Here is a 23769-nt window from a genome sequence, read left to right on the forward strand (position 1 = left end):
CCCCCTCAGCGCCCCAGCCGCACCCGCAGCCGGCGTACGACGGCGCCGGCCCCCTCGTCCTTCAGCATGCGGACCGCCGCGGTGACGTCCTGACGCGCCCGGGTGAGCGCGCCCGGCTCGCCCCCGAGGACGTCGAGCGCCCGGCCGGTGTCGGCCGCGCGGCGGGGGGCGGCGCAGAACCGGGCCAGCGGCTCGAGGACGACCGGCCAGCGGAACCGGGCGGCCGCCTCGCGCACGTGGGCGGCGACGGCGGCGCGCTCCTCCCGGTCGGTGAGCAGCTCGAGGAGGGCGGCCGCCATCGCGTCCGGGTCCTCCGCGGGGACCGCGCGCCCGAGGTTCTCGGCCGCGACGAGCTCGCCGAAGGCGTCCCCCGCCGTGCACACGACCGGCAGCCCGGCCCACAGGTAGTCGAGGATGCGGGTGCGGAAGCTGAAGGCGGTCTCGACGTGGTCGAAGTGGGCGCTGACGCCGATGTCGGCGTCGAGCAGGTAGTCCGCGCGCCGGTCGTAGGGCACCCAGTCCTCGTTGAAGAAGACGTGCCGGCCGGTGAGGCCGAGCTCGTCCGCCAGGGCGCGGGCGCGGCGGGCGGCGACGGTCTCGGGCACGTCGGGGTTCGGGTGCTTCATGCCGAGGAAGAAGAGCCGCACGGTCGGTACCGTCTCGCGCACCCGGTCGACGGCGCGGATCACCGTGTACGGGTCGAACCAGTTGTAGACGCCGCCGCCCCAGACGATGACGTGGTCGTCCACGCCGATGCCGGGGACCACGCCCTTGAGCGCCCCGCCCGTGCTCACCGGCGCGTCCTGGGTGATCCCGAAGGGGACGACGTCGAGGAGGCGGCGCAGGGAGGGGTCGTCGTCGTAGGTGGCCGGGTTGACGCGTCCGGCGGCGGCGAGGTGCCCGAGCCAGAAGTCGCGCTGCTTCTCCGAGGCGCAGAGGAAGAAGTCCCCCCGCCGGGCCTGCGCGGTGAGCTCGGTGACCGCCTTGGCCGTCGAGGCGGCCCGCCGCTCCTCGCTGTCCCCGCGGGTCACCTCGAGGGACTCGAGGTGGAAGGGGTCGTAGAGGTCGACGACGAGCGACTGGGGCACGGTCTGCAGCCACGGGAAGGCGCGCATGACGTAGCCCTGGACGACGACGACGTCCGCCGCCGCGACGTCCTGCCGGAACTGCGCGGGGCTGGTGCGCCGGACCGTGAAGGTGGGGGCGGTCCGCTCGCAGGCGCCGAAGGTGACGAGCTCGACGTCGTGCTCCGCCGCGAGGAAGGAGGCGGTCTCCCACGCCCGGATGGCCGGCCCGGCCATGCGCTCGGCGACCGTGTCGAGGGTGACGACGAGGACTCGGGTCACGCTTCGCCCTCGGCGCGCCGGGTCCGCGTCAGCTCCACCGGCATGTACGGGTCGTCACCGCCGAAGTCCCAGCGGGTGGTGATGAAGCTGTACTCCCACTCGTGCACGGTGGGCTTCCGGGTGCGCGACTCGAAGTGGTAGGCCGAGGCCGCGGCGACCCACACGGTGCGGTAGCCGAGGTGGGTGATCTTGCGGGAGAAGTCGACGTCGTTGAAGTTGCCCGGCAGCGCCTCGCAGAACCCGCCGACCTCCTCGAAGACCTCCCGGCGCACGGCGGCGGCCGCGGCGGTCTGCCCGGAGCACTCGCGGTTGATCGTCAGCTCGGAGAAGGGCCCGCCCCACGTGCCCTTGACGCCGAGGAAGATGTGGGTGATGTCGCCCCGCGAGTACTGGTGCCCGCCGTGCTGGAGGGTGCCGTCGGCGAAGAGGAGACGGGCGCCGGTCAGCCCGACGTCGGGCTCCGACAGCGGCCCCACGAGCGACTCGAGGAAGCGCTCGGACGTGATGCGGATGTCGTCGTTGAGGAAGACGAGCACGTCGCCGCTCGCGGCGAGGTAGCCGGCGTTGCACTTCTCGGAGAAGTTGAAGGGCCGGGAGAAGGGGGCGAGGACGAGACGCTCGCCGGCGATCGTGTGCAGGTCCGCGAGCACCTCGGGCGGGGTGTCGTCGTCGTGGACGACGACGATCTCGACGTCGAGGTCCGGGCCGGTGCGCTCGAGGAGGGAGCGGACGCACTCGGTGACGAAGGCGTCCTGCTCGCCCCACACGAGGCCGGAGGAGCCGCGGGTGGGGATGACGACGCTCACCCGTGTGCCGGCGGGGACGGCCCGCTCGATGCGGTAGGTGCCGGGCAGCTCACCGAAGTGCGCGGTCGCGTCGATCCCGCTGCGGTCGAGGTGGTCCTGGACTGCGCGGCGGCCGGCGTCCCAGGCGTGGGACTTCACGCCGTAGTCCGCGGCCGTGGAGCCGGAGTGCGCGCGCCAGTGGTAGAGGATCTCGGGCACGTGGAGCACCTGGCGGGCCTGCTCGGTCACGCGCAGCACGAGGTCGTGGTCCTGGGAGCCCTCGAAGCCGTCGCGGAAGCCGCCCACCTCGCGCACGAGCGAGGTGCGCAGGACGGACAGGTGGGAGGTGTACATCTGCCCGCGCAGCCGCTCGGGCGACCAGTCCGGCTTGTGGAAGGCGTCGTAGAAGCGGCCGGTCTCGTCGACCTTGTCCTCGTCGGAGTAGAGGTAGTCGGCCTCGGGGTGGGCGGAGAGCCAGGCGGCAACGGTCTCGAAGGCGTGGGGCACGAGGAGGTCGTCGTGGTCGAGGAGGGCGACGAACTCGGCGCGGGCCCGCTCGAGGGCCGAGTTCGAGGCGGCGACGATCCCGCCGTTGCGCTCCCGCTCGACGACGACGATGCGCGGGTCACGGGCGGCCTCGGCGCGCAGCACCTCCCGCACGCGCGGGGCGGTGGAGCAGTCGTCGGCGAGGATGAGCTCCCAGGAGGAGAAGGTCTGCTCGCGGACGGAGTCGATCATCTCCCGCAGCGCGTCGAGCGGCGGGTCGTAGACGGGCGTGACGACGGACAGGAGCGGGTGGGACATCAGCGCCGTCCCGTGAGGCGGCTGCGCACCCAGGAGGCCGGCTTGACCGCGAGGCGGCCGGCGCGCCAGGTCGCCGAGGCGGCCATCTCCTCCAGCTGCTGCTGCGCCTCGCGCTGGGCGCGGGCGGCCTGGGCGCGGGCGGTGGCCGTCGTCGCCTCCAGGCCGATGACGTGGTCGCGCTGGGTGAGCAGGCGGTGCCGGAGCTCGGCGACCTCGTCGGCGGCCGGCGCCGCGGCGTCCTCCTGGACGGTCAGCGCGAGCGCGGACTGCGCGGACACGACGACGAGCCGGCCGCGCGGAGCGACCCGCTCGGCGGCGGTCGTGAGCAGCTCGGCAGGGTCCCCGGCGGCGCTGAGGGCGCCCTCGTCGAGGACGACGACGTCGAAGGTCCCGGAACCGCTCGGCGCGGTGAGCGCGGTGACCTCGCGGCCGCGGGCGCGCAGCTCCTCGGCCAGCGCGTCCGGCTCGGCGCCCAGCACGAGCACGGTGCTGTCCCCGTCGACGAGCTCGGCCACTCGGGCCCGACCCGCCGCGGCGTCCGGTGTCTCGTTCCTGCCCATGTCGTCCTCTCCGCTCCTGCGGCAGCCCCCTCGCGCGGGCCGGCCGAGCACGTCACCGTGTGCGGTGACCCGGCCGGGGGGCCGGCCCCTGTGCCGCGTGAAGTCTAGCCGCCCGGTCCCGCGCCGCCGCTGCTCGAACGCTCCTGCCGGAGTCGGCGTCGGTCCGCGGCGCGCCACTAGAGTGAACGGAGCCCGCACGCGCGTGCGGGCTCGGAAAGGAAGGTGTCCCGCCGTGGTGGGCTTGCTCTACGACTCAATCAGTCCCAACACGGGAGACTGGGCGATCGGCATCGCCGTCGCGCAGGAGCTCGCGCGCCACGGTGTCGCCCGGCCGGAGGTCCTCAACCCCTTCGAGCCCGTCGACGCGCGCGAGCAGCTCGTCGTCGTCGGCGGCGGTGACCTCATCCGCCCCGTCGGTGACCCCTTCTACGACCGCTTCCGCGTCCAGGGGCCGGCGGTCCTCAACTCGGCGGGCGTGTGGCCCGACGCGGACCAGCTAGACCACCTCAGGGAGTACCGCCTCGTCAGCGCCCGCACCTCCGCCGAGGTCGACCACCTGCGTTCCGTGGTGCCGGACGCCGAGCTGCTGCCCGACACGACGATGACGCTGGAGTCGGAGCACTACGAGATCCCGGGCCTGCCGGCCGGGGAGCCCGTCGTCGGCATCCACGTCGTCCCGCACACCATGCAGCTGACGCCGGAGATCGTCGAGGCCGTCGACGCGATCGACCACCCGAAGGTGTTCATCCCCTTCACCCACTACAACTACGACGACTCCTTCATGGCGGCCCTGCCCTTCGACCGCTCCCGGGCGATCGACCTGCCGCGGCTCACGCCCCTGCAGCTGCACTCCGTCATCGGGCAGATGTCCTACGTCGTCGTCTCCTCCCTGCACGCGACCTTCTTCGCCTACTCCCAGCACGTGCCGTTCGTGACGGTCGACCAGCGCAAGGTGCGCGACTTCCTCACCGACCGCGGCCTCACCGACTGGATCTTCTCCGACGACCGCTCGCTGCGCGAGGCTCTCGCCCGCGTGGAGGAGGGGCCGCCGTCGCTCGAGGAGCTCGTCGCGAAGGACCGCGCCGCCGTGCACGACGCCTTCTCCCGCATCGCCTCCTTCGTCGGCGAGGACGACCCCGCCCGCAGTGGCGGCTCCCCCGTCGTCCCCGTCCCGCCCTCGCCCGAGGATGCGGACAGCGCCCGCCCGGTCATCGTGCTCGCCGCGGAGCAGCGCGAGGAGGCGCTGCGCAACCGCGACCACCTCATCGCCGCGAACGCCCGGGTGGCCGCGTCGCTGCGCGCCGCCAACGCCGACCTCCACGCGCAGCTCGCGACCGCGGCCGAGAACCTCGCGGGTGCCCAACACCACATCGCCGGCCTGGAGAACCACGTCCGGGGCCTGCAGAGCGAGGTCGGCCAGGTCCGGGCCGTGTTCGAGCGGACCCTCGACCGCCGCCTGCGGCGCCTCGCGCGTCGTGGTCGCTCAGCGGCACGGTCTATCGTGGGGCGCTGGAAGACGGACGGACGCTGAGACGAGCTGCCACGGCGTCCCGGACCCTGACACGCACCGGGACGTGCCCGCCGGCGTGGACACCGTGGAGGAGCGATGGACAACGAGGCTGAGGCGCGGGCGGCCGCGCTCGCCCAGGAGGAGCTGCGCCCCGCGAGCCCGCGGAGCGGCTTCATCACCGGTGCCCGCGAGTCCCTGAGCGAGATCTGGCGACGCCGCGAGCTGCTCGACATGCTCGTGCGGCGCGAGCTGCGCGCCCGCTACAAGGACTCCTCCCTCGGACTGATGTGGTCCCTGGCCCGCCCGCTCGTCCAGCTCCTCATCTACTACCTCGCGATCGGCCGCATCCTCGGCGCCGAGCGGGCCATCCCCGACTTCGCGATCTACGTCTTCGCCGGCATCACCGCGTGGACCCTGTTCGCCGAGATCGTCCAGGGCGGCACCGGCTCGATCCTCGCGAACTCCGGCATCGTCAAGAAGATCTACCTGCCGCGGGAGATCTTCCCGCTCAGCGTCGTCGGCTCGGCGATCTTCAACTTCCTCATCCAGCTGGGGATCCTCGTCGTCGCCGCGGTCCTCGTCCGCGGGCTCGAGATCGACGAGCGGCTGCTCTACCTGCCGCTCGCCCTCCTCGTCATCATCACGTGGGGCACCGCCCTGGCCCTCGTGCTCGCGGCGGCCAACGTCTACCTGCGCGACATCCAGTATCTCGTCGAGGTCGCGATCATGGTGGGCTTCTGGCTCTCCCCCATCGTCTACTCGTGGTCGATGGTCGCCGACACCATCCCCGACGCCCTCGCCGACATCTACCTCCTCAACCCGATCACCCTCTCGACGCTGGGCTTCCAGCGCGCGGTGTGGGTGAGCGGGCCCGCCGAGGCCTTCCCCCCGGACCACGCCCTCCGGCTGCTCGTGGCGCTCGCGATCGGTGGGGTGCTCCTCATCCTCGCCCAGCGCCTCTTCGCCCGGATGCAGCGCAACTTCGCCCAGGAGCTGTGACGTGAGCACCACTGTCGTCGACGTCCGCGACGTCTCCAAGCGCTTCGTCATCCGCAAGGAGAAGTCCCTCAAGGAGCGCATCGTCAACGCCGGCCGCTCCGCCCAGCACAAGGAGGACTTCTGGGCGCTGCGCGGGGTTGACCTCACGATCGAGGCGGGCAGCACCGTCGGTCTGGTCGGGCCCAACGGCTCGGGCAAGTCCACCCTGCTCAAGACGATCGGCGGCATCATCCAGCCGACGAGCGGTGAGGTGCTGCTCCGCGGCCGCCTCGCCGCGCTGCTCGAGCTCGGCGCCGGCTTCCACCCCGACCTCACCGGCCGGGAGAACGTCCAGCTCAACGCCTCGATCCTCGGCCTCACGTCCCGCGAGACCGCTCGCCACTTCGACGAGATCGTCGAGTTCTCGGGCATCGAGCAGTTCATCGACACCCAGGTGAAGTTCTACAGCTCGGGCATGTACGTGCGCCTGGCCTTCGCCGTCGCCGTCCACGTCGACCCGGACGTCCTCCTCGTCGACGAGGTCCTCGCCGTCGGTGACGAGCCCTTCCAGCGCAAGTGCATGGACAAAATCCGCCAGTTCCAGTCCGAGGGCCGCACCATCATCCTCGTCAGCCACTCGGCCGAGCAGGTCACCGAGCTGTGCACCCGCGCCGTCGTCCTCGAGAACGGCCGCATCGTCGAGGACGGCTCCCCGCGCGAGGCCATGCGCCGCCTGCGCCACGACTACGAGGAGCGCATCGACCAGGACATCGCCGAGCGCGAGGCCCGCGAGAGCGACGCCGCCGAGCTGCGCGGGGAGGCCGTCAAGCGCACGCGCCTCCACTCCGTCGCCGTCTCGGCCCCGGGCCGCGAGGGCGAGCCGCTGACGATCCACCCCGGCGACGACCTCACGGTCTCCGGCCTCATCGACCCCCAGGAGCCGCTCAGCGGCTGGTCGCTCGGCACCTCGATCGAGACCCCGCTCGGCCAGGTCATCTTCGCGACCGACACCAAGCTGCTCGAGCAGGACCTGCCCGACGTCGCCGGCCCCGCCTCCTTCGCCGTCACCCTGCCGGCGCTGCCGATCGCCCAGGGCGACTACTCGGTCAACGTCGCCCTGCGCGACGCCGCGGGCCGTGATGTCGACCGGGCCGCGCGGGCCGCGCACTTCGCCGTCGTCACCGAGGGCCGCACGGTGGGCTACCTGCACACCGAGCCGCGGGTCACCGTCAGCACCGCCTGAGTCAGCCGCAGGCGACGATCCGGTAGACGGCGGCGGTCCCCGAGGAGGCGACCAGCTCGAGGCCGTTCGTCACGTCGACCCCGTAGAACCCGGGGCGCATCCCGACGACGCCCTGGGCGCCGTAGGGGATCGGGGCGTCCTGGTAGAAGTACTCGACGCCGTCCTCGCGCAGGATGCGGCAGACCTCCGGGTCGGTCGTGAGGTCGTGGAAGTTCTCCTGCAGGTAGCGCTGGTCCGCCGAGACGGCGGAGTCCCCGAGGATGGGGATGTACGCGCGCCGCTCGGCGAGCACCTGGACGAAGGCGGCGCCGTTCATCGGGTCACCGATGACGACGGCGTCCTCCGGGAGCACGTCGTCGAGCTCCTCGATGAACTCGAGCTCCTCGGGAGTCGCCCACGCCGGGTGGACCATGACCTCGGGCTGGTAGGCGGCCGCCGTCGTCGCCTCCCGCTCCTCCGCGGTGCCGGGCACCGTGACGGCGAGGACGACGAGCGCGATCGCGACGACGCCGGCCAGGGCGCTCCCGGCAGCCGGTTCACGCCGGCGCCCACGCCGTCGGTCGCGCACGAGCACCCGCAGGCCGCGGCCGAGGGCGACCGCCCCCCACGCGCCGAGCACGGCCCCGACCGTGACGAGGAGCGACTCGAGGCGGTCCGGGGACTTGTACCAGAAGCCCGTGAGCGTGCGCAGCGGGCCGTCCGGGCCCACGGCGGAGACGAAGAGCAGGAGGGCCACGAGCCAGGACCACGCGAGCCACCGCGCCCGGCGCCACGCGGTGACGAGGCCGACGAGGCTGAGGAGCGCGACGCCGAGCGTGCCGGCCGTCTGCTCCGGCGTGGAGCCGAGCAGCACCTGGCCGAGGGCCGCCAGCCGCGAGCCCTCCGGGCTCGCGTACCCGGCCATCGCCTGGAGGCGGGGCACGGTGAAGACCGCGGCGACGAGGAGGACGAGCCCGGCCACCGGCGCCAGCGCGAGGGCCCAGCCGAGGATCGGTCTGCCGGCGGCACGCAGGTCCCTGCCGAGCCGCCAGGCCGCGGTGACCACGAGGGGGGCGGCGAGGAAGCCGAGCGCGGCCAGGCCGCTGCTGTGGGCGAGGACCACGCCGGCGGCCGCCACGGCGAGGGCGAGCCACGGGGCGAGCCGGGCCCGGCCGCGCAGCGCGTCCAGGGGCAGGCCCTCCCCGGCAAGCCGCAGCCCCCGCAGGAGGGCCGCGGCGAGGGCCAGGGTGGCGGGCGTGAGCGCGACGCTGAGGCCGAAGGGGTACATGCCCTTGAACATCACCGCCACACCCGGGTACACGACGGCGGAGGCCGCGACCACCGGCGCGAGGGCTGCGACGAGCGGCCGGCGCGGGGCCGCCACGTGGGCGAGCGCCGCCACCCCCAGCATCCACGGCAGGACGATGCCGACGACGATCAGCGCGTTCGTCGCGGGGACCACGCCGCCGACGACCGCCCCGAGGACGACGAGCGCGTGCCACAGGGTCGGGTAGAAGCCGCCGCCGCTCCCGTCGCCGTACAGGCCCCCCATCGCGCCCAGCGGCGTCACCTCCCCGGTCTGCGTGGCCAGCTCGGCGCCGTTGAGGTGGAAGAGCGAGTCGTGCATCTGCGGCACGGTGTCGGCCGCGCCGAGGGCCTGCGCGAAGGCGGTGGTGGTGAGCGCCGTCCCGGCGAGCACCCCGACGGCGACGAGCCAGCCCGCGCCCCGGCCGGTCCGCGCCCGCGGCTGCGCAGCTCGCGGGGGGCGCGCGGGCACGAGGAGGCGGCCGCACACGAGCGCCACGAGCACGACGAGGGCGAGCCCCGGCAGCACGGTGGGCAGGGACCAGCGCAGGCCCACGAGGCCGTAGGCCACCGAGAGGACGCCGACCGTCCCGGCGGTGACGGCGGGGGCGACGGCCACCGCGAGCAGCCCGCGCACGCCCAGGGCACGCGCGGAGAGCCAGCCGGGCACGAGCAGCACGGCGAGCAGGAGGGCAGCCGTGGGCACGATCTCAACCCACGTCATGACGTCCCTTCCCCACTGCCCTCGCGGCCTTGCGGGGCGTCGTCTCGGTCCCCGACCGGCATCACGGTACGGCATCGCGCGGTCGCACCGGTGACGGCGTGGTGACCCCGCCCCACGCCCCGGGGCATAATCGCGGGGTAGAGCCGTCTCGAGACAACAGGAGGAGATGCGGCGTGCGCGCACTCATCACGGGTGGAGCCGGGTTCATCGGCGCCAACTTCGTCCACCAGACCCTGCAGGACCGCCCCGACACCGACGTCACGGTCCTCGACAAGCTCACCTACGCGGGCAGCAGGGACTCCCTGGCCGAGGTCGCCGACCGGATCACCTTCGTCGAGGGTGACGTCGCCGACGCGGACGTCGTCGACCCGCTCGTCGCGGAGTCCGACGTCGTCATCCACTTCGCGGCGGAGTCCCACAACGACAACTCGCTCAACGACCCCTCCCCCTTCCTGCACACGAACGTCATGGGCACGTTCACGCTGCTCGAGGCGGTGCGCCGGCACAAGACCCGCCTGCACCACATCTCCACCGACGAGGTCTACGGGGACCTCGAGCTCGACGACCCGGCGAAGTTCACCGAGCACACCCCGTACAACCCCTCCTCCCCCTACTCCTCGACGAAGGCCGGCTCCGACCTGCTCGTGCGGGCCTGGGTGCGCAGCTTCGGCGTCGAGGCGACGATCTCGAACTGCTCGAACAACTACGGGCCCTTCCAGCACATCGAGAAGTTCATCCCGCGGCAGATCACCAACCTCATCGACGGCGTCAAGCCCAAGCTCTACGGCGCGGGCCAGAACGTGCGCGACTGGATCCACGTGCGCGACCACAACCGCGCCGTGTGGGACATCGTCGACCGCGGCCGCATCGGCAAGACCTACCTCATCGGCGCCGACGGCGAGATGAACAACAAGGCGGTCATCGAGCTCATCCTCGAGCTCATGGGCCACGACCCCGGCGACTACGAGCACGTCGCCGACCGTCCCGGCCACGACCTGCGCTACGCGATCGACAACACGGTGCTGCGCGAGGAGCTCGGCTGGGAGCCGCAGTTCTCCGACTTCCGCTCCGGCCTGGTCGACACCATCGCCTGGTACCGCGAGAACGAGGCCTGGTGGCGTCCGCGCAAGGCCGAGGTCGAGGCGAAGTACGCCAAGCAGGGCCAGTAGGCCACCGGCCCGCGGCGCGCGGCGCGCGGTCACCGTGCGCCGCGGGTCTCCCACCAGGCCCGCACGCGCAGGCCGACGGAGATCGCCAGCCGCAGGGGCAGCTGGTACCACGCGTCGTAGCGGCGGTGCAGGTACTGCTCCGCGCTGCGGTGGTGGGCGCGCACCATCCGGGCCGGGCGCTCGCGCCAGCTGGTGCCCTGGTCGTGGACGACGCACGCCGTCGGCACGAAGACGTTGTGCCAGCCGGCGAGTCCCAGGCGCTCCCCGAGGTCGACGTCCTCGAAGAACATGAAGTAGCTCTCGTCGAAGCCGCCGATCTCCTCGAGCGCGTCGCGGCGCAGGAGGAGGCAGGCGCCGGACAGCCAGCCGACGGCGTGCTCGGTGAGCTGCACCTGCTCCTGGCGCTGGTGGTAGCGCCGGGTCCACGGGTTGCCAGGCCACACCCGCACGAAGACGGCGTGCCCCGCGCCCTGCGTGAGCGAGGGGACGGCCCGGGCCGAGGGGTAGACGGTGCCGTCGGTGTTGAGGATACGCGGGCCGAGCGATCCGGCGCGCTCGTGCCGGGCGCCGGCGTCGAGGAGCGCGTCCAGGGCCCCGGCCTCCCAGACGATGTCGGGGTTGGCGACGACGACCCACGGCTCCTCGCCGTCCCGGGCGCCGAGGTTCGCCGCCCCGCCGTAGCCGAGGTTCTCCCCCGTGCGCAGCACCTGAGCGCCGTGGCGGCGGGCGACGTCGTCGACGACCTCCGCCTCGGAGCCGTTGTCGACGACGACGAGGGTGACGGTGCGGCTCGTGGCCGCCCGCAGCGACGCCGCGAAGGACTCGAGCTCGTCACCGGGGTTGAAGGCCACGGTCACCACGCGTACGTCGTTCATCGGCCCCAGGGTATGTGGTGGCGCGGGTGCCTCCGCACCGCGGGGTGCTGCGTGGTCAGTCACGCGCGGTGTGGGCGCGTGGTCAGCTGCCGGCGCCGATGGCGATGCGCGGGGTGCCGCTCCACGCCGCGGCGTCGGTCACCTGACGGCCGTCGACGAGGAGGCGCACGCCGGGCAGATCGGCGGGACCCAGCCCGCGGTACTCGGCGTGGTCGGCCTGGACGACCGCGAGGTCGGCCGGCTCGCCCAGGTGGTAGGGCTCCCAGCCGAAGGCCGTGAGCTCGGCGTCCGTGTACATGGGGTCGTGGACCAGCACCTGGGCGCCGCGCTCGCGCAGCGCGTCGACGGTCGCGAAGACCCCGGAGAAGGCCGTCTCCTTGACCCCGCCGCGGTAGGAGGCGCCCAGGACGACGGCGCGCATGCCGGTGAGGTCGCCGAGCAGCTCGGCGGCGCGGCCCACGGCGTAGGCCGGCATGCCGGCGTTGTGCTGCCGGGCGGTACGCACGATCGAGGCGTCCGGGTCGGTGGACAGGTACAGGCGCGGGTAGACGGGGATGCAGTGGCCGCCGACCGCGATGCCCGGCCGGTGGATGTGGGAGTAGGGCTGGGAGTTGCAGGCCTCGATGACGGCGTAGACGTCGATGCCCGCGGTGTCGGCGAAGACGGCGAACTGGTTGGCCAGCCCGATGTTGACGTCGCGGTAGGTGGTCTCGGCGAGCTTGGCCATCTCGGCGGCCTCGGCGCTGCCCATGTCCCACACGCCGTTGGGGCGGGCGAGGTCGGGGCGCTCGTCGAAGGTGAGCACGGCCTCGTAGAAGTCCCGCGCCACCTGCGCGCCGGCCTCGCTGAGCCCGCCCACGAGCTTGGGGTAGCGCTTGAGGTCGGCGAAGACCCGCCCGGTGAGCACCCGCTCCGGGGAGAACACGAGGTGGAAGTCCTCACCCTCGCGCAAGCCGGAGATCTCCTCGATCATCGGCTTCCAGCGGCCGCGGGTGGTGCCGACCGGGAGCGTCGTCTCGTAGGAGACGAGGGTGCCGGGGGTCAGGTGCTCCGCGAGCGAGCGGGTCGCCGCGTCCATCCACCCGAAGTCGGGCTCCCAGGTCGCGTCGTCCACGAACAGCGGCACGACGACGACGACGGCGTCGGCACTGGGCACCGCGTCCCCGTAGTCGGTGGTCGCGCGCAGCCGGCCGGCCGGCACGAGCTCGGAGAGCTTCTCCTGCAGGTGGGCCTCGCCCGGGAAGGGCTCGCGGCCGGCGTTGACCTCGTCGACCACGGACTGCTGGACGTCGACGCCGACGACCTCGTGCCCCGCGTCAGCGAACTGCACCGCCAGCGGCAGACCGATCTTCCCCAGGGCAACGACGGCGATACGCAAGTTCCAGCTCCCTCATGACGGCTTCCGGCGCGGTGCGCCTCGTCGATCATAGAAGGTCGTCGGCACCGGCGTCCGGGACGCACCGCCCAGCCGCGCGGTGACGTCACCCGCAGGTGAAGGACCCTTCCTCGGCGGCGGGCAGGCCGCCGCGGGTGACGACGTCGACGCCCTCGAGCGAGCGCGTCCCGCCGGCCAGTCGCACCGAGACCTCACCGGCGCCGGCGGGAGTCACGGCGAGGAGCTGCTGGCCGGGGAGGTCGAGCACCTCGTGCGGCAGCGCCCCGTCGGGCCCCTCGACGCCGAGGACGGTGGCTCCGCGCGGCAGCCCGACGAGGAGCCGCGGCGGGGCCGCGCCCTCGGGCGCATCGGGCACGTCCGCCATCGCGACGGTGAGCACCGCCTCCGAGCGCCGCGTCCACAGCGCGCCGCACTGCCCGGTGGCGGTGGTGACGTGCTGCGGCGCCAGCCCGCTGGGCGCGCCGGCGTCGTCCGCCGTCACCGTCACCGTGAGGTCCGGCCCGCCCGGCAGGCCGCCGCCCCCGCGCATCGGCGCGAGGTCCTCCTGGAGCCCCCGGTCCGCCGACCACACGCGCAGCTCGCCGGAGACGACCGCGTCACCCACGGCGAGCGCCGTCGCGTCGGCGGCGGCGCGCAGGGCCAGGACGTCGTGGACGACCGTCCGCACGCCCTCGTCGAGGAGGGCACCGCGCTGCTCCGGCGGCGCATCGGCCACCGTCTGGGCGAGCGAGGCGCCCGCGTCCCCGGCGGCCGGGGCGTGCACGAGGTCCAGCCCCTCCGGGGTCACGAGCACGACGGTGCGCGGCGTGACACCGGCGACCGCGGCGACGCCGTCGGCCAGCGCGGCACCCGCGTCGGCGGCCGCGCCGAGCCGCGTGACGTCGGGGGTCGTGAGCAGGGCAGCCTGCGGGCCCGCGGCAGCGGCCGTGAAGGTGGGGCCGGCGGCCGCCGCGGCCCGGACGGCCGGTACGTCGAGGACGGTCATCCGTTGGACGGTCCCGCGCTCCACGGGCAGGAGGTACACCCGCTCGATCTCCCCGCCCAGCGGGCGCGCCGCGCTGTCGTCGAGGACGACGACAGCGGTCGTCGTCTCCTCCGGGTAGCCGGAGATGTCGAGCATGACGTCCAGTCCGGGGCCGAGGCCCACGGCGACGTCGGCTGCCTGCTCGAGCGCGGCGAGCCCCTGCGCGAAGGCCGCGGAGAGCTCGGGGACGACGAGGTCCGTCGTCACGCCGGCGACGGCGGCGTCCGCCCGGACCACGGCGTCGGCGACCGTCTCGACGTCGCCGCGCAGCTCGGTGGCCTGGAGGAGCTCGGTGAAGCCGTCACCCTCGTCGTAAGGCCCGAACCACAGGGTGTCCGCGAGCGTGACGACGGGGCCGAGGGCGTCGGTGGCGAGGATGTCGGCGGCCTGCGCGGTGGCGCGCACGGCGTGCAGCCGGGTGCCGATCCAGGGCAGGTGCTCGGCGGTGCGCCACACGGGCTCGTCGACGAGGTCGTGGGCGCGGCCGACGGCGGCGCGGACCTCGTCGGCGCTGCGCAGCACCGTGTCCCGGTCGCCGCCCGCGAGCGCGCCGGTGACGTCCTGGAGCGCGGGGCGGGCCCCGACGAGGGCCGACACGGCCATCGCCGCGCGGACCCCGAGCCACCCCACCATCGCGAGCGCCAGGAGGAGCGCAGCGACGACCGAGCGCACGAGCACGCGCCGGACCAGGCGGCGCAGGTCGGGACGGGGCCGGCGCCGAGGCCGGCGCCACCAGGGCGGTGCCTCGACCGGCCGGGCGATCGGCCGGACCGGTGGCAGCAGGGTCGTGGACGTCGTCATCGTGCGCCTCCGCTCGGCGGCGAGGCGACGGCCTGGGCGCTCACCACGGCGCCGGGACGTCGGCCGTGCCGTCCCCCAGGTCACCCTCCCCGTCGCCGTCCTCACTGATGTGCTGCTCGGTCTCGTACGCCTTGTCCATCCGCTGCGCGAGCTCGTCCTGCCGGTCGCTCGGCGTCGAGGGCGGCGTCGTCTCGGGCTGCTCCTCGGCGGGTTCCTCGCCCCCGCCCCCGCTCTCGCCGCTCCCCTGCTCGGCGGCGGCGTCCGCTGCCGCGGCGGCGCGGGATGCCGCGTCGGCGAGGTCGTCACCGGCGGAGCGCTCGGGCTCGCCGTCGGAGGCCTCGGTGGCGGTGTCGTGCCCCGAGGGCACCTCGGCACAGCCGTCGGGGGCCGCTGCGGCCACGGCCGCCGCCTCCCGGTAGCCGGCCTCCGCGGCCGCGGCCGCCTCGGGCCCCTCCCCCGCCTCGACCTCCCGGGCCGCGGCCTCGAGGACGAGGGCGAGGTTGAAGCGCACGGCGCACTCCCCGGCGGGGTCCGCCAGGGCCAGGGCCTCGCGCAGCAGCTCCTCGGCCACCGCGAGGTCCGCGGCGTCCTCGGCGTGCGCGGCTGCCACGGTGCCCTCGGCGAAGGGGCCGCGGTAGCGCTCGATGACACTGGCCGCCGACATGGAGCCCGCGGCGCGGGCCGCCGTCTCCTCGTTGTCGACCAGGTAGGCGCCGAGTGCCACGCGCCCCAGGCCGCTGAGCGCGAGGAGGTAGAGGCCCGCGAGCGCCGCGAGCACGAGGAGCGGTGTCACGGCGCGCGCGTACCAGCGCCGCTGCGTCCGTGCCGCGCTCATCGCGCGCCCCGGGGCAGGCCGGCGCGCACGAGCGCGATGAGGGTGGCGGCGAGCTCGACGAGGAGCAGCCCGACGAGGACCAGGCCACCCAGCCACGTGTACTCGGTGCTCCCGGCGGGGACGTCGCCGGCCGGGCCGAAGACGAGCCGGGCCTCGGGCGCGGGGACGGTGGGGACCTCGCCACCGTCGCGGTGGACGTAGGGCAGGCCGAGCTCGTCGGCCAGCGTGCGCAGACGGTCGCCGTCCGCCCGGGAGACGGCCGGCTGCCCGGTCGCCGGGTCGACGAGGGGCGTCGTCCCGCCCCGCTCGCCGGCCTGCCGGGCGGGCATCCCCGCGCCCTCCGCGGTGCCGTAGCCGAGCACGGCGCCGCCCTGGACCAGGTCCGCCAGCGGTGCGAGCGAGGTGGGCTCCCCCGCGGCGGTGTGCTCGCCGTCGCCGAGGTAGAGGAGCAGCGTGGACCGGTCGGGGTACTTCTCGCCCACGGTCGTCAGCGCACGCGCGAGGAGGTCGTCGGCCTCGGTGATGCTCGAGCCGCGGGACGCGGCGGCGAGCTCGGGCTGCAGGAGCGCGATCGCCCGCTGGACGGCGCTGGTGTCGGTCGTCAGCGGCACGACGGTGCGGGCCTCGCGGTCGAAGGTGACGAGCGAGACGCGCGCCCCGGCCCCGGCGAGCTGGTCCACCATCGCGAGTGCGTCCGCGCGCGCGAGGTCGAGGCGGCTGGTGCCCTCGGGGCCGTCGGTCGCGCCCATGCTCGCGGTCGTGTCGACGGCGAGGTAGACGTCGGCGTCGGACAGCGCCACCTCCTGGGGCGGCGCGGGGACCGTCGGGCGCAGGCACATGGCGCCGAGGACGAGGACGACGGCGGCACGCAGCACCCACCGCAGCCGCTGCCCGCGCCACAGGCCGCGTACGCACACGACCAGGGCGAGGAGCGCGAGGGCGCCGATGAGCAGCGGCGGCGCGACTGGCTGCCAGACGACGTCGCTCACGGCCGGACCACCGCCCAGCCCAGGACGAGGGCGGCGACGAGCCCGGCGAGGACCGCCAGGGGGCGCCCGGTGTCGTCGAAGCGTGCGGTCACCGGCTCCCCCTGCACCGTGCGGGAGTCGAGCCCCTCGACGATCGCCGCGATCTCGTCGACGGCGGCCGCTCCGCCGGAGACCGGGTAGACGGCCCCGCCCGTCGTCTCGGCCGCCTGGGCCAGCTCGACGGAGTAGCGCGAGTCCTGGTTGGTGTTGGCGTCGAGGACGACGATCGCGGCGCCCAGGGCACGGGCGTGCTCGGCGGCCTCCGTCACGGTGAAGAGGGCCTGGTCGTCGCGGCCGCGCTGCTGGTTGTCGGTGGCGAGGATGACGACGCGGGAGCGGGTGGTGTCAGGCCCGGTGCTCCCGCCGTCGAGCTCCCCGCGCAGCCGTGCGGCCTCGTCGTCGGCGGTGAACTGCTGGACGCAGCCCATGAGGCCGTCACCGACGAGCGAGATGCCCACCGAGAAGTCGTAGGCCCCGGCGCCGAAGCGGCCGCCGTGGCGCTCGAGGCTCGCCTGCGCGTCGGCGAGCTCGGTGCGCGCGAGGTCGTAGTCGTCGGTGAGCGGGAAGAGGACGAGGGGCATGCTGTTGAAGACGACGAGCGCGAGCCGCTCGCCGGCGAGCCCGGCGGTGAGCTGGCGGAAGGTACGCACGACCGCGAGGTCCTCCTGCTTCATCGACCCCGAGGTGTCCAGGCACAGGACGATGTCCCGGTTGTCGAGCTGGGAGCGTTGGGTCTCGACGACGGAGGGCCGGGCGGCGACGTAGCCGCTCGCCGCGATGGCGGCGAGCAGGACGACGGCGACCGCACCGAGTCCCAGGCGCCGGCGTCGTACGGCGCGCCGGTACAGCGGCAGGCTGCGCAGGCGGGCGGTGTGCGCGACGGGGACCGCCTGCGGCCGGGCCGGCGGGCGGCGCAGGGCGAGGAGCAGGGCGAGCACGGCGACGACGCCGGTGACGACGGCGACGACGACGAGCGCGCGCGGCTCGGTCAGCTGCGGCTCCACGCGGTCACCACCTCTCGGGCGCGGGCCGCCTCGGCGGCGACGTCGACGGGACCGCCGGCGAAGGCGGCGGTGTACAGCCGCTCGACGGTGTCGCGCAGCGGCTGCGGGCCGGGCGCCTCCGTAAGCGCGGTGAGGGTCATCGCGGGGTAGAGCGTGCCCGTCCACTCCGCGGCGAAGCGCCGCACGGCCTGGGAGAGCTCACTGGCGGCCGAGCCGTCGTCCAGGGTGCCGGCGCGGTGCGCGGCCTCGACCTCCGCGATCCGGGCGAGTGCCGCACGCCGCACACGGGTGGCGCGCCGGGCCGGCAGCCGCAGGCCGCGGGGCGGGAAGCGGCGCAGCAGGGCGGCCGCGAGCGCCACGAGCAGCAGGCCGAGGCCGAGGACGGCCCACACCGGCTCGTAGGGCGCCGGCGGGTACAGGGGCTGGTCAAGCACGGCGCCTCCGCAGCATGCCGAGGAGCTCGCGGATCGCCGTCTCCTCGCGCTCGAGGCGGCAGCGGGAGATCGTCGCCTCGTCGAGGAGCGCCTCGAGCTCCTCGCGCAGCGCGGTCTGCTGCTCCTCGTAGGCCTCGGCCAGGCCGGCGCGGCGGACGAGGTGGCGCGGGACGCGCCAGCGGCCGGCGGCGTCGCCCACCTGCCCCTCGCGCAGGAGCGGCACCGGGTTGGCGTCCGCGACGCTCACCCACAGGGCGTCGCGGGACCGGCCCAGGCGGCGGACGGCGGCGGCGAGGGCCGCGTCGACCGCGACGTCGTCGGTGATGACGACGACGATCGTGTCCCGCCCGGTCTGCCGGAGGGTGTCGGAGATCAGCCCCGGCAGGTCGGGCCCGGCGACGGCGTCGCGGACGGCGTCGTCGACGGTGCCCAGAAGCTGCTCGAGACGGCGCTCGCCGTCCCGGGCCCGCACGGCGGCCCGCCCCGTGGCGTCCCCGTGGACCAGGCCCACCCGGTCCCCGTGCCGGACGGCGAGGTAGCCGAGCACGCCGCCGGCGAGGACGGCGAGGTCACGCTTGCTCTCCCCCGCCGGGGTGACGGCCCGCATGGACGCGGCGGTGTCGGCGACGAGCACGAGGCGCCGCTGGTGGGTGGTGAGGTAGCGCCGCACGAGCGGCTCCTCGCGGCGGGCGGTGGCCTTCCAGTCGATGTCCCGGACGTCGTCGCCCGCGTGGTACTCGCGCAGGTCCTCGAACTCGAAGCCCCGGCCGCGGGAGCGCGAGACGTACTCGCCGTCGAGGGCCTGGAGGACGCGCCGGTTGCTGCGGACGAAGAGCTTGGACCGGACCTTGACGAGGTGGGCCATTACGGCGTCTGGACGGCGCCGACGAGCGAGTCGATGAGGTCCTCGGGGCGCACCCGGTCCGCGTCCGCGTCGAGCGTGAGCAGCAGGCGGTGGCGCAGGACGGAGTGGCTCAGGGCGACGACGTCCTCGGGGAGCACGTGCTCGCGCCCCTCCAGGAGCGCCCGGGCGCGGGCGGCGGCGACGAAGGCGAGGCCGCCGCGGGGGCTGGCGCCGCACTCGATGTAGCGGGCCTCCTCGCCGATGTAGGCGCGCGCGTCGCGGGTCGCGGCGACGATCGTGAGGATGTACCGCAGCACGGGCTCGCTCACGTGGACCCGGCGGGTGATCTCCTGGAGCCGGCGGATGGTCGCGAGGTCGAGCACCGGGGTGATGACCCCGGCGTCGACGAGGCTGCCGTCGGCGTAGCGGCGCAGGACCTCGAGCTCGGAGCCCGTGTCCGGGTAGTCGATGACCTCCTTGAGGAGGAAGCGGTCGAGCTGGGCCTCGGGCAGCGGGTAGGTGCCCTCCTGCTCGATGGGGTTCTGCGTGGCGATGACGAGGAAGGGGTCGGGCAGGCGGTGAACCTCGCCGCCGATCGTCACCTGCCGCTCCTGCATCGCCTCGAGCATCGCGCTCTGCGTCTTCGCGCTCGAGCGGTTGATCTCGTCGAGGAGGACGACGTTGGCGACGACGGGTCCCAGCTGGGTGCGGAACTCCCCGGTGCGGGCCTCGTAGACCTGGGTGCCGGTGATGTCGCTCGGCAGCAGGTCCGGGGTGCACTGGATGCGGGCGAAGGACGCGTCGAGGAGGCCCGCGAGCGTGCGCGCCGCCGTCGTCTTCGCCAGGCCCGGCATCGACTCCAGCAGGATGTGGCCGCCACCGAGGAGGGCGACGAGCAGGCTGCGGCGCAGCTCGTCCTGCCCGACGACGGACTCGCGGTAGCGGTCCTGGACGGCGGCGAGCACGCGGCCCGCGTCCGTCACGGACGCCGGCTGGACGTCAGGGGCTGCGAGGGCCACGGGTGCTCCGATCGTGGGGGACGCCTGCTCCATCGGCCGGGGGAACGGCGTTGTGAGCGATCCGGGACCACGCTGGGGCGCACGGGGCCCCGGAACCTTCCGCGAGTCTGGGGGAGTCGTTGACCGGACTGTCGCCGGATCACTAGGTTCCTTTGACATACCGGTCCGCGGCGCAGCGGCACGCGGGCCACTCACCGACGAAGGAGCTCAGAGTGCGCGCACGTCCCCGCGTGGACCACCACGCCGTCCGTCACCGCAGGAACCGTCCCGTCCGAGCGAGCCTGGCCGCCCTGGCCGGGGCCGCTCTCCTCCTCACCGCCGCCGCGGTGCCGGCCACCGCGGCCCCCTCGGTCCAGCCGGGCACCTACACCGGCGCGGACAGCGACAGGAACAAGCCGAGCCTCCGGGTGACGAACGACGGCAAGGTCGCCGGCTTCACGATCACCGTGTTCCCCTCCTGCGTGGACGACGCAGGCGTGACAGCCACGCTCGCGCAGCCGGTGGCGATCAACGACGACGGCACCTTCAGTGCCCGCGCGACGCACCAGATCGACGCCGACGGCGGGACGGTTACGGCCGTGAGCCAGCTCTCCGGCAAGGTCCGACCCGACGGGATCGCCGAGGGCAGGTACGAGTGGGAGCTGGACGGGTATGACTGCGAGGCGATGGCCTACTTCTGGCTGCGCAACCAGGACACCCGGGTGACCGAGCCGCCCGCGCCCACCAGCCCGGTGGCCGTGCGCGCGGGGACCTACACCGACAGCTCCGGGCGCAAGGTCACCGTGTCGGCCGACCGCCGGGTCACGGCCGTCACCGTCGACTACAGCATGTTCTGCGGCCTCACCTACAGCGGCCAGCGGCAGGTCCAGCTCGGTTCCCCCGTCCGTATCAACGCCAACGGCGGGTTCGTGATCCAGAGCCCCGACGGCAGCGGAGGCACCGAGACCGTCCGCGGCCAGTTCCACCACGACGGCTCCCTGTGGGGCACGGTCGACTACGTCAGCTCGGGCACCCTGTGCGCCGGCTCCACCGCGTTCACCCTGCGCGCACCGGGCGGTGGAGGCGGGGGCGGTGGCAGCGGTCCGACCTTCTACCTCAACAACGGCTGGGGCCCCACGGCCGACACCGTGTTCGTCTACGGCCGGCCCACCGACGAGGTGTTCGTCGGCGACTGGGACGGGGACGGCATCGATACCATCGCCGTGCGCCGCGGGAGCCACTTCTACGTCTCCAACGCACTGCGCGGGGGTCAGGCCAGCACGGTCATCGCCTACGGCCGCCCCGGCGACGTCGTCCTCGTCGGCGACTGGGACGGCAACGGCACCGACACCTTCGCGGTGCGCCGCGGCCGCGAGTACCACGTGAAGAACACCATCGCGGGCGGCAAGGCCGACCAGGTGGTCGCCTACGGTCGCCCGGGAGACGAGGTCCTCGTCGGCGACTGGGACGGCGACCAGCGCGACACCTTCACGGTCCGCCGCGGGCGGGAGTACCACGTGAAGAACACCATCGCGGGCGGCAAGGCCGACCAGGTGGTCGCCTACGGTCGCCCGGCCGACGCCGTCGTCGTCGGCGACTGGGACGGCGACCAGCGCGACACCTTCGCGGTCCGCCGCGGCGCCCAGTACTTCGTGAACAACCGCATCGCCCCCGGCAACGCGGACCTCGTCCGCGTCTACGGCCGCGCCGGCGACGAGGTGTTCACCGGCGACTGGGACGGCGACGGGCGCGACACCCTGGGAGTGCGCCGCATCTCCTGACGACCGGGGGTGTCCCTCCCGCCGGTCGTCACCGGCGGGAGGGACACCTCTCGCGGAGCGGCCGTGCGCCGACCGGGCCGCCGCTACGCTCGGCGCATGCCTCCCAGCCGCACCGCCGCGGCCCCCACGACGCGACCGACCGTCGGCGCGCGCCTGTGGGTGCCCCTCGTCGTCGTCGGGCTCGTCGGCCAGCTCGCCTGGACCGTCGAGAACATGTACCTCAACGTGTTCGTCTACGAGACGATCACCGACAACCCCACCGTGCTCGCGACGATGGTCGCCGCGAGCGCGATCACCGCGACGGTCGCCACCCTCCTCATCCGCGCCGCCTCCGACCGGGTGCGGACCCGCCGGGCGTTCGTCGCGGGCGGCTACGGGGATGCGCTCGGTGGGCGTCGCGCGCGACCGGGCGGGGGTGCCGCGCCTGCACCTCAACGGCCGACCCTTCTTCCAGGCGGGGGTGCTCGACCAGGGCTACTGGCCCGACGGGCTGTACACGCCGCCGTCGGACGCGGGGCTGGTCCACGACATCGAGTCGATGAAGGGCCTCGGCTTCACGATGCTGCGCCAGCACATCAAGATCGCGCCGCTGCGCTGGTACCACCACTGCGACCGCCTCGGCATGCTCGTGTGGCAGGACTTCGTCAACGGCGGGCGGCCGCTACCGCCCCGAGGTCGTCACCGCACCGGTCCTCACGCCGCTGCGGCTGCGCGACGACCGCTACGCCGCCTTCGCGCGGGAGGACGCCCGCGGCCGGGAGGAGTTCCGCCGCGAGGCCGGGAGACGGTCGAGCTGCTGCGCAACGTCCCGAGCGTCGTCGCCTGGGTGCCCTTCAACGAGGGTTGGGGCCAGTTCGACGCCGCCGCCGTCGCCGCGGAGGTGGCCGCGCTCGACCCCACCCGCGTCGTCGACCACGCCAGCGGCTGGCACGACCAGGGCGCCGGCGACGTCGACAGCCGGCACGTCTACTTCCGCCCGGTCCGGCTGCGGCACCGCGGCGGCTCACGGGCGCTGGTGGTGTCCGAGTTCGGCGGGTACAGCCTGCGGGAGGACGACGCCGCCACGGACGTGCCGGGCGAGTTCGGCTACCGCCGCTACCGCGACCCCGAGGCCTTCGCCGGCGCCGTCGAGCGCCTGCACCTGGACGAGGTGCTGCCCGCGGTGCGTGAGGGGCTGGCCGCGTCGATGTACACGCAGGTCTCCGACGTCGAGGGCGAGACCAACGGGCTGCTGTCGGCCGACCGCTGCACCGTCAAGGTGCCCGCCGCCCGCCTGCGCGCCGTCAACGAGCAGCTCACCCGCGCCGGCTCGGAGGGCACGACGGCCCCCGAGCGGGAGATCACCGAGCCCGTCGCGCTGTGCCTGCCCGACGGGCGGCTCAACCCGGCCGCCGTCGGCTGGACGCGCCGCCCGCTGCACGACACCGGCGGCATCGGCCGCGGCCGGCGCGGGCGGGGGCGCAACAAGCGCTGGGAGTACTGGAACGTCATCACGCCCACCCACATCCTCGCGATGACGATCTCGGACATCGACTACGCCGGCGTCCACGAGGTGTGGCTGCTCGACCGCGCGACCGGGGAGGCCATCGGTGCCAACGCGATCAGCCCGCTCGCGGCGCGCACCGAGCTGCCCGGCACTCTCGGGCAGGGACCGGGCCGCGCCCGCGCCGGGGACCTGGCCATCGCCGTCGACGAGGTCGACGGCGGCACGCGGCTGCGGGCGGTGACCTCACGGGGGCGTATCGACGTCGTCGCCCACCGGCCGGCCGGGCACGAGGCGATGGGCGTCGTCGTCCCGTGGGACACCGAGCGCTTCCAGTACACGGTCAAGGACGTCGCCCGCCCGGCCAGCGGCCGCATGTGGGTCGACGGCGTGCGGCACGAGGTGCCGGCCGGGGAGTCCTGGGCGGTGCTCGACCACAGCCGCGGCCGCTGGCCCTACGAGATGCGGTGGAACTGGGGCGCTGCCTCCGGCGTGAGCGCCGGGCACGTGCTCGGCGTGCAGCTGGGGGCGAAGTGGACGCAGGGCACCGGCTCGACCGAGAACGCGCTCGTCGTCGACGGCGTGGTCCACAAGGTCAGCGAGGAGCTCGTCTGGGAGTACGCCACCGGGGACTGGATGCGCCCGTGGCGGATCCACGGCGAGCGCGCCGACCTCACCTTCACCCCCTTCCGCCTCAAGGAGGGGCGGACCGCGCTGGGGGTGCTCTCGAGCGACACCCACCAGCTCTTCGGGCACTACGACGGCTGGATGAGCGACTCCGCCGGGCGGCGAGTGGCCGTCGAGGGCCTCACCGGGTGGGCGGAGGACGTCTTCAACCGGTGGTGACGGCGTGGGACGGAAGC

19 protein-coding genes are annotated in these 23769 nt (G+C 74.4%); 6 read left to right on the top strand and 13 right to left on the bottom strand.

Annotated features, from left to right (window positions below; translation table 11 throughout):
• Nucleotides 1–5: 5 nt before the first annotated feature.
• Genes AA0005_RS15450 through AA0005_RS15460 form a run of 3 tightly spaced genes read right to left on the bottom strand, consistent with a single transcriptional unit; the run spans nucleotide 6 to nucleotide 3495 of the window.
• Complete coding sequence (locus tag AA0005_RS15450; RefSeq protein ID WP_413451018.1) at nucleotides 6–1346, bottom strand: glycosyltransferase; 1341 nt, start codon at nucleotides 1344–1346, stop codon at nucleotides 6–8.
• Nucleotides 1343–2935 (bottom strand): glycosyltransferase family 2 protein, encoded by a 1593-nt coding sequence (locus AA0005_RS15455; RefSeq protein WP_413451019.1) that lies wholly within the window; start codon nucleotides 2933–2935, stop codon nucleotides 1343–1345. Before AA0005_RS15455 ends, AA0005_RS15450 begins: the two co-directional genes overlap by 4 nt.
• Nucleotides 2935–3495 carry a hypothetical protein gene (locus tag AA0005_RS15460; RefSeq protein ID WP_413451020.1) on the bottom strand — a complete coding sequence of 187 codons (561 nt, stop codon included), beginning with the start codon at nucleotides 3493–3495 and terminating at the stop codon, nucleotides 2935–2937. Before AA0005_RS15460 ends, AA0005_RS15455 begins: the two co-directional genes overlap by 1 nt.
• A gap of 241 nt (nucleotides 3496–3736) precedes the next feature.
• Between AA0005_RS15460 and AA0005_RS15465 the strand changes: the two genes are divergently transcribed.
• The 3 genes from AA0005_RS15465 (at nucleotide 3737) to AA0005_RS15475 (ending at nucleotide 7226) form a co-directional block, all read left to right on the top strand.
• Complete coding sequence (locus AA0005_RS15465; RefSeq protein ID WP_413451021.1) at nucleotides 3737–5026, top strand: polysaccharide pyruvyl transferase family protein; 1290 nt, start codon at nucleotides 3737–3739, stop codon at nucleotides 5024–5026.
• 75 nt (nucleotides 5027–5101) lie between these two features.
• Nucleotides 5102–6004, top strand: a complete 903-nt coding sequence (locus AA0005_RS15470) for an ABC transporter permease (RefSeq protein WP_413451022.1) — start codon at nucleotides 5102–5104, stop codon at nucleotides 6002–6004.
• A gap of 1 nt (nucleotide 6005) precedes the next feature.
• Nucleotides 6006–7226 (top strand): ABC transporter ATP-binding protein, encoded by a 1221-nt coding sequence (locus AA0005_RS15475; RefSeq protein WP_413451023.1) that lies wholly within the window; start codon nucleotides 6006–6008, stop codon nucleotides 7224–7226.
• Nucleotide 7227: 1 nt separating this feature from the next.
• Here AA0005_RS15475 and AA0005_RS15480 read toward each other — a convergent pair whose 3' ends face one another.
• Complete coding sequence (locus tag AA0005_RS15480; protein ID WP_413451024.1) at nucleotides 7228–9234, bottom strand: DUF6541 family protein; 2007 nt, start codon at nucleotides 9232–9234, stop codon at nucleotides 7228–7230.
• A 173-nt stretch (nucleotides 9235–9407) separates the two neighbouring features.
• Between AA0005_RS15480 and rfbB the strand changes: the two genes are divergently transcribed.
• Nucleotides 9408–10403, top strand: a complete 996-nt coding sequence (gene rfbB / locus AA0005_RS15485) for a dTDP-glucose 4,6-dehydratase (RefSeq protein WP_413451025.1) — start codon at nucleotides 9408–9410, stop codon at nucleotides 10401–10403.
• Nucleotides 10404–10432: 29 nt separating this feature from the next.
• Here the strand turns inward: rfbB and AA0005_RS15490 are convergent, their stop codons facing one another.
• The 9 genes from AA0005_RS15490 to AA0005_RS15530 all read right to left on the bottom strand — a co-directional run bounded on the left by AA0005_RS15490 (nucleotide 10433) and on the right by AA0005_RS15530 (nucleotide 19696).
• A complete protein-coding gene (locus AA0005_RS15490; RefSeq protein ID WP_413451026.1) occupies nucleotides 10433–11278 on the bottom strand; it encodes a glycosyltransferase family 2 protein in 846 nt (281 codons plus the stop codon).
• A gap of 82 nt (nucleotides 11279–11360) precedes the next feature.
• The gene (locus AA0005_RS15495; protein ID WP_413451027.1) at nucleotides 11361–12656 is read right to left on the bottom strand and encodes a nucleotide sugar dehydrogenase; all 1296 of its coding nucleotides are present in this window, start codon (nucleotides 12654–12656) and stop codon (nucleotides 11361–11363) included.
• 103 nt (nucleotides 12657–12759) lie between these two features.
• Nucleotides 12760–14499 carry a hypothetical protein gene (locus tag AA0005_RS15500; protein ID WP_413451028.1) on the bottom strand — a complete coding sequence of 580 codons (1740 nt, stop codon included), beginning with the start codon at nucleotides 14497–14499 and terminating at the stop codon, nucleotides 12760–12762.
• A 40-nt stretch (nucleotides 14500–14539) separates the two neighbouring features.
• The gene (locus AA0005_RS15505; protein ID WP_413451029.1) at nucleotides 14540–15334 is read right to left on the bottom strand and encodes a hypothetical protein; all 795 of its coding nucleotides are present in this window, start codon (nucleotides 15332–15334) and stop codon (nucleotides 14540–14542) included.
• Nucleotides 15331–16323, bottom strand: coding sequence for a vWA domain-containing protein (locus AA0005_RS15510; RefSeq protein WP_413451030.1), 993 nt, complete (start codon nucleotides 16321–16323; stop codon nucleotides 15331–15333). Before AA0005_RS15510 ends, AA0005_RS15505 begins: the two co-directional genes overlap by 4 nt.
• Nucleotides 16320–17366 carry a vWA domain-containing protein gene (locus AA0005_RS15515; RefSeq protein WP_413451031.1) on the bottom strand — a complete coding sequence of 349 codons (1047 nt, stop codon included), beginning with the start codon at nucleotides 17364–17366 and terminating at the stop codon, nucleotides 16320–16322. The genes AA0005_RS15510 and AA0005_RS15515 overlap by 4 nt, the downstream gene beginning before the upstream one ends.
• On the bottom strand, nucleotides 17351–17800 hold the full coding sequence (locus AA0005_RS15520) for a hypothetical protein (RefSeq protein ID WP_413451032.1): 450 nt from the start codon (nucleotides 17798–17800) through the stop codon (nucleotides 17351–17353). The genes AA0005_RS15515 and AA0005_RS15520 overlap by 16 nt, the downstream gene beginning before the upstream one ends.
• Entirely contained in the window at nucleotides 17793–18665 is an 873-nt protein-coding gene (locus AA0005_RS15525) for a DUF58 domain-containing protein (RefSeq protein WP_413451033.1), read from the bottom strand. Before AA0005_RS15525 ends, AA0005_RS15520 begins: the two co-directional genes overlap by 8 nt.
• On the bottom strand, nucleotides 18665–19696 hold the full coding sequence (locus AA0005_RS15530; RefSeq protein ID WP_413451034.1) for an AAA family ATPase: 1032 nt from the start codon (nucleotides 19694–19696) through the stop codon (nucleotides 18665–18667). The genes AA0005_RS15525 and AA0005_RS15530 overlap by 1 nt, the downstream gene beginning before the upstream one ends.
• Before the next feature lie 179 nt (nucleotides 19697–19875).
• Between AA0005_RS15530 and AA0005_RS15535 the strand changes: the two genes are divergently transcribed.
• Both AA0005_RS15535 and AA0005_RS15540 read left to right on the top strand, forming a co-directional pair.
• Nucleotides 19876–21423 (top strand): hypothetical protein, encoded by a 1548-nt coding sequence (locus AA0005_RS15535; protein ID WP_413451035.1) that lies wholly within the window; start codon nucleotides 19876–19878, stop codon nucleotides 21421–21423.
• A 388-nt stretch (nucleotides 21424–21811) separates the two neighbouring features.
• Nucleotides 21812–23752 (top strand): DUF2804 family protein, encoded by a 1941-nt coding sequence (locus AA0005_RS15540; protein ID WP_413451036.1) that lies wholly within the window; start codon nucleotides 21812–21814, stop codon nucleotides 23750–23752.
• Nucleotides 23753–23769: the final 17 nt, after the last annotated feature.

The organism is Georgenia phoenicis (genome assembly GCF_047302425.1).
Lineage (GTDB): Bacteria > Actinomycetota > Actinomycetes > Actinomycetales > Actinomycetaceae > Oceanitalea.

What these genes read in the sequence shown, in the direction of transcription:
- AA0005_RS15455 (WP_413451019.1), bottom strand. Translation starts at nt 2,935, where the DNA reads ATGTCCCACCCGCTCCTGTCCGTCGTCACGCCCGTCTACGACCCGCCG.
- AA0005_RS15460 (WP_413451020.1), bottom strand. Translation starts at nt 3,495, where the DNA reads ATGGGCAGGAACGAGACACCGGACGCCGCGGCGGGTCGGGCCCGAGTG.
- AA0005_RS15470 (WP_413451022.1), top strand. Translation starts at nt 5,102, where the DNA reads ATGGACAACGAGGCTGAGGCGCGGGCGGCCGCGCTCGCCCAGGAGGAG.
- AA0005_RS15480 (WP_413451024.1), bottom strand. Translation starts at nt 9,234, where the DNA reads ATGACGTGGGTTGAGATCGTGCCCACGGCTGCCCTCCTGCTCGCCGTG.
- AA0005_RS15490 (WP_413451026.1), bottom strand. Translation starts at nt 11,278, where the DNA reads ATGAACGACGTACGCGTGGTGACCGTGGCCTTCAACCCCGGTGACGAG.
- AA0005_RS15500 (WP_413451028.1), bottom strand. Translation starts at nt 14,499, where the DNA reads ATGACGACGTCCACGACCCTGCTGCCACCGGTCCGGCCGATCGCCCGG.
- AA0005_RS15505 (WP_413451029.1), bottom strand. Translation starts at nt 15,334, where the DNA reads ATGAGCGCGGCACGGACGCAGCGGCGCTGGTACGCGCGCGCCGTGACA.
- AA0005_RS15525 (WP_413451033.1), bottom strand. Translation starts at nt 18,665, where the DNA reads ATGGCCCACCTCGTCAAGGTCCGGTCCAAGCTCTTCGTCCGCAGCAAC.
- AA0005_RS15530 (WP_413451034.1), bottom strand. Translation starts at nt 19,696, where the DNA reads ATGGAGCAGGCGTCCCCCACGATCGGAGCACCCGTGGCCCTCGCAGCC.